Genomic DNA, 5350 nt, shown 5'->3' on the forward strand with positions numbered 1-5350 from the left:
TTGCCGATAAAACGACGGCTAGCTTGCAGACTCAGTTAACACAGAAGTATGCGGCTTTAGGTCCACGAACGGTGGCAAATCAAGGGACTGGTAAGTCAGTGACGTTAGCAGTTGAAGGTATCGACCAAGTCCATGATTATTTAACCTTGGTGTTGGTGAAATTATTTGATATGAGCATCACCCCGTGGCTCATTTTGCTGTATATTGCGACGATTAATTTCAAACAGGCGGTATTTTTATTTGTCATTTATCCAGTGATTGTGATTTTCATGATTGTGCTGGGATTGGCGGCCCAAGCTAAGGCTGACCGAGAGTATGAAACATTTAACCGGTTATCAAATCATTTCGTTGATTCACTCCGTGGCCTAACAACGTTGAAACAATTGGGGTTAGCCAAGCAATATGCGCAAAATATTTACGATGTTTCGGAAGACCATCGTAAAGCCACGATGAGTACGCTTAAAATTGCTATCTTATCAACGTTTGCGTTGGACTTTTTTACAACATTATCAATTGCGGTTGTTGCCTTGTTCTTGGGGTTAGGTTTAATGGATGGGGCAACACACTTGTTGCCGGCCTTAACGATTTTAGTTTTGGCGCCCGAATATTTCTTGCCAATCCGAAATTTTGCTAATGATTATCACGCCACGCTAAATGGTAAGAACGCTTTAGCAGATATCATGACTTTGTTAGAACAACCGGTTGCGCCAGAAACGAATCGATATGTGCGACGGAGTCAACGTTGGCAAGCAACGGATACGTTGACTTTAGAACAGGTATCATTTAGCTATCCTAATGCTGATCGACCAGCACTTCAGCAGATTAACTTAACCTTGACCGGTCATGCCAAGGTGGCCTTAGTTGGTACTTCTGGTTCCGGAAAATCGACTTTGCTTAATCTGTTAGGTGGATTCCTAGTTGGCGATGGTGATGTAAAGATTAATGAACAAGCATTGCCACACCTGCAGCAGCGACAATGGCAAGAGCAAATTCAGGTGTTGCCGCAACATCCGTATATTTTTCATGACACACTACGAGCTAACCTGGCATTTTATGCACCCAATCAGCGTGATGAAGATCTGATTGCAGTGTTACAACAAGTGGGACTTGCCGATTGGTTTGCTAGTCTACCTGATGGCCTGGATACGTTAATTGGTGAAGGGGCAATGCAAACGTCCGGTGGTCAAGCACAACGAATTGGGTTAGCCCGGATTATGCTCGATGAAGAGCGTCGCGTTCTTCTGCTAGATGAACCGACTGCGCACTTGGACATTGAAACTGAAGCGCTATTGAAAGAGACGATGTTACCGGTTTTCGACAATCGATTAGTTATTTTTGCCACGCACCGATTACACTGGTTGCGCCAAATGGATTGGATTATTGTGATGCGAGATGGTCAAATAGCTGAACAAGGAACGCTGGCTGACTTAATTGCGAATAACGGCTACTTCGTGACCTTACAAGCAGCGATGCGAGGAACGACACATGCGTAAAATGATATTACTGATCAAACGAGACACCTGGGTATTTCCATACCTCAGGTCATATAAAAAATTATTAGCCTTGATTATTTTCTTAGGATTTATGACAACGTTCTCTGGGGCAGCTTTGATGTTTACCTCAGGGTTCCTGATTTCACGTTCGGCACAGATTCCTGAAAATATTTTGATGGTCTATGTCCCAATCGTGTTGACACGTGCATTCGGAATTGGACGACCATCATTCCGCTACGCCGAGCGACTCGTGTCGCACAATTGGGTACTTAAAATTGTGTCGACCTTTCGTCGGCGGTTATATGAGTTAGTTGAAACGGGAACAAAATCGGTTTATGCGAAAACGCAAACGGGTGAGGTTTTGAATGTTTTAGCAAATGACCTGTTTAAAATTGAAAACTTTTACTTGCGGACGCTGTTTCCAACCGTGATTGGATTAGTTATCTACATCCTAATTGCGATTGGTGTTGGCGTATTTGATTGGGGATTTGCCTTGGCAATCTTCTTAATTTTGGGGATGACAACCATTTTAGCGCCAATGATTACGCTAGCGGTCAACGGGGCACGTGATTTTAAACAGCAACAACTAGAAGCTGAATTGTATACAGACTTAACTGATACGGTCATGGGCTTGCAAGATTGGATTTTAGCTGGCCGAACAGCAGAACTGGCTGAGCGACAACAAGCTGACTTCAATGCCATTAATCAGTTGAAGTCTAAACAGGCTCATTTTAATTGGTGGCGTGATTTTAGTGGTGCGATGATAATTGGCTTTACGGCAATTGTCTTGCTAGTTTTTGCAACTCGTCACTTTGGGGGTAGCAGCTTTGGTGTTAATTGGATTGCAGCGTTTGTGCTAGCTATTTTCCCGGCTGAGGATGCATTGACATCAATTAGCACTGGGGTAGGTGAGTGGCCACGTTATCAAAATTCGATTACACGGTTAAATGAAATGGACGAACAGGCTCAAGCTGAAGCACAGTTGCAAACGACACAGCAGGCTGCACAGCCAAGTAATCCGACAATTGTGCTCAATCAGGTGACGTTTGGTTATGATCAAACGCCAGTGCTGCAGGACCTGTCTCTGACGATTCCAGATGGTCAAAAAATTGCAATTCTTGGTCAATCCGGCGCAGGAAAGACAACCCTTTTGAAACTATTACTTGGTGACGAAATGCCATTGGCTGGTACGGTTACCATTGGTGGTACGGCCGTGGCTGATTTAAGTAGCCAACGTGCGACGTTAATTGCGGTCTTGGATCAGCAATCGTACTTATTCGCTAGTACGGTCGCCAATAATTTGCGTTTGGGAAAACTTGACGCGACTGATGAAGAGTTGTGGGACGTGTTAGAACAGGTTAATCTAAAAGAACTCGTGGTACAATTACCTGACGGCCTAGCAACACCAATGAGTGAGATGGGAAGTCGTTTTTCCGGTGGTGAACGACAACGATTCGCATTGGCCCGTATCTTGTTGCAAGATACACCGATTGTCATTTTAGATGAACCAACAGTTGCGTTAGATCCAATTACGGAACTAGCGGTATTGGAGACGATTTTTAAAACGTTGCATGACAAAACTGTGATTTGGGTTACCCACCACTTGACCGGAATCGAGCTCGTTGATAAGGTTATTTTTATAGAGAACCAGCAAATTGCGATGGCGGGTACGCCAGCTAAGTTGATGGCAACTGAGCATCGTTTCCAGCGTCTACTAGCTCTGGATCATGGCGATTTAATGTTAGAATAGGAGGAAAATGTGATGGCAAAAAGAAAAAAGCGTCAGCCACGACGGCCAAAACGCAATTTTCAGTTGTCACATTTTTTCGTTAAAAAAGGGCGACTGCAATGGCCACGTGTGATTGTACTAGTTGTCCTTATTCTAGGTGTGGCTGTTTGGCAAACGGATATGCAACATCATGAAGCTGCCGCGCAGACGCCGACGGCTGATTTACCGTTAAATCAATTAACCCGGGAACAATTCATTGCCCGTATTGCCCCAGAAGCTCAAAATTTGCAGACGGAGTATGGCGTGCGTGCGTCAATTAGTATTGCGCAAGCTGCCTTAGAATCGGATTGGGGACGATCGGAACTTGCTGCAAAGTATAATAATTTCTTTGGGGTGAAGGCTTCACCTGGTATGCCAAGCGTGACGCTGGCTACTAAAGAATATGTCAATGACGAATGGGTGACCATTAATGCGAGTTTCAGAACGTATCAAGATTGGCGTGCGTCGATGGATGACCACGCGTACCTCTTGGCCCATGGGACGACGGATAATGCCCAGCGTTATGCGGCTGTGATTTATGCAGCCGATTATAAAGCAGCAGCGCAGGGATTAGTCAGCGGCGGTTATGCGACCGATCCAGGTTATGCGACAAAAATCGTGCAAATGATTGAAACGTATCATTTAAATCAATATGATGTTAATTAGAGTTACGAAACGAAGTGAGAAAAAGTATGAGTCTTGAATTTTTACCAGGATCAACAATTGGTATTTTAGGTGACGATATGATGAGCCAGTATGTCGCCCAAGTGGCCCATAATATGGGTTATAATGTGGCGGCATATAGCACGAACCCTGAGGCGCCAGTGTTATCTGAAGCAGATTATCGTTTCGTTGAAACAGCCGGCGATTTAACAGCGCTGCAAAATTTTTTGGCACTATCATCAATGGTGACTTATACGTCATCCTGGTTACCAGCCAAAGTTATCGATGCATTGACTGAATCACGGTTGCCACAGGGAACGGATTTATTACAACTGACTGATGATCATGCTCTGGGACGGGCTTTTGCCGAAAGCCAGTCATTGAATATTTTGCCGTATGAAATAGTGAGTTCATTGGACGAGGTTGCACATGCAGCCGCAGACCTTGGTTACCCAGTGGTGGTCAAACCTATTTTTAAACACAAGCATCACGACGATACCGTTATTCTGCGAGGCGATTGGGATTTAGGGCTGGTTGCCCCGATGATTGATGGTGGCACGTTGATTGTTGAGACGTGGCTCGATGATGTCCAAGAATTTGCCATGACGGCAGTCCGTGGCGTCACAGGGGACATTAAAATTTACCCGCTACGTCAAACTGCGGTTGCGACGGATCACATGCGGCGCGCGTGGACTATTGGCGACATCGCCGATGATTTGATGACGGTTATGTTGGGTGTGACAGAGCAAGTCGGTGAAGCTTTGCAGTACATTGGTGCTTATAACGTGGCATTCTTCTACAGTAGTACGGGTAACCTTTATATTCGTGATATTGCAGCAGGTGTGCAAGAAACCGCTGCCGTTTATACAGCAACGACCAATGTTTCCGTTGCTGAGCAACATGTGCGGGCTATTACGGGACAAGCACTTTCAGACATTTTAATTAATCAGGCAGCAATCTATATGCCGTTTACAACTGAACAAGTGCCGGCATTGATGCGTCATTGGGAAATTCAAGCTAATTGGCAGATTTATTTTTACCGTTTTCCTGATACAACTGGAAAAGCAGGGTACGTCTTAGCTTGTGGACCTTCAGTGACATTGCTGTTTAATCAATTACACGTGGCCGGTGTCTGGCAGTTTGACGATTAACATTATCAAATAAAAAAACTACCTTTACGTTTATGTCGTAAAGGTAGTTTTTTTTAACCCATCATAACTTGGAACAGCGTGATGAACACACCCGCCAATGAGAGTAATAACATAAAAATAACGAAGCCTTGAATAATCTTTTGCATCGTTGACTTTTCTTTTTTCTTAGCCATATGGATTTCCTTTTGATTGTTGATTAATTCTATTGTACCATTTGCCGATATGATAGAATAGACAAGTAGAACGACTGTTAGACAGTTGTTAAAATTAGTGTA

At 44.2% G+C, this 5350-nt stretch carries 5 protein-coding genes; 4 read left to right on the forward strand and 1 reads right to left on the reverse strand.

From position 1 onward, the window contains the following. The 4 genes from cydD to WEIDD23_RS09960 all read left to right on the forward strand — a co-directional run. On the forward strand, positions 1-1493 hold a 1493-nt coding region (cydD, locus tag WEIDD23_RS09945; protein WP_062358951.1), incomplete at its 5' end, for a thiol reductant ABC exporter subunit CydD. Continuing rightward, positions 1486-3243 (forward strand): thiol reductant ABC exporter subunit CydC, encoded by a 1758-nt coding sequence (gene cydC, locus WEIDD23_RS09950; RefSeq protein ID WP_062358952.1) that lies wholly within the window; start codon positions 1486-1488, stop codon positions 3241-3243. The genes cydD and cydC, both read left to right, overlap by 8 nt. A gap of 12 nt (positions 3244-3255) precedes the next feature. Further along, entirely contained in the window at positions 3256-3927 is a 672-nt protein-coding gene (locus tag WEIDD23_RS09955; RefSeq protein WP_010373391.1) for a glycoside hydrolase family 73 protein, read from the forward strand. A 26-nt stretch (positions 3928-3953) separates the two neighbouring features. Further along, positions 3954-5075: an ATP-grasp domain-containing protein gene (locus tag WEIDD23_RS09960; RefSeq protein WP_010373389.1), complete on the forward strand. Its 1122-nt coding sequence runs from the start codon at positions 3954-3956 to the stop codon at positions 5073-5075. Positions 5076-5128: 53 nt separating this feature from the next. Here WEIDD23_RS09960 and WEIDD23_RS12835 read toward each other — a convergent pair whose 3' ends face one another. Beyond that, positions 5129-5248 carry a DUF4044 domain-containing protein gene (locus tag WEIDD23_RS12835; RefSeq protein WP_010373386.1) on the reverse strand — a complete coding sequence of 40 codons (120 nt, stop codon included), beginning with the start codon at positions 5246-5248 and terminating at the stop codon, positions 5129-5131. Positions 5249-5350 lie beyond the last annotated feature (102 nt).

Origin of the sequence: Weissella sp. DD23, from assembly GCF_001579105.1 — a bacterium.
GTDB lineage: Bacteria > Bacillota > Bacilli > Lactobacillales > Lactobacillaceae > Weissella > Weissella cibaria.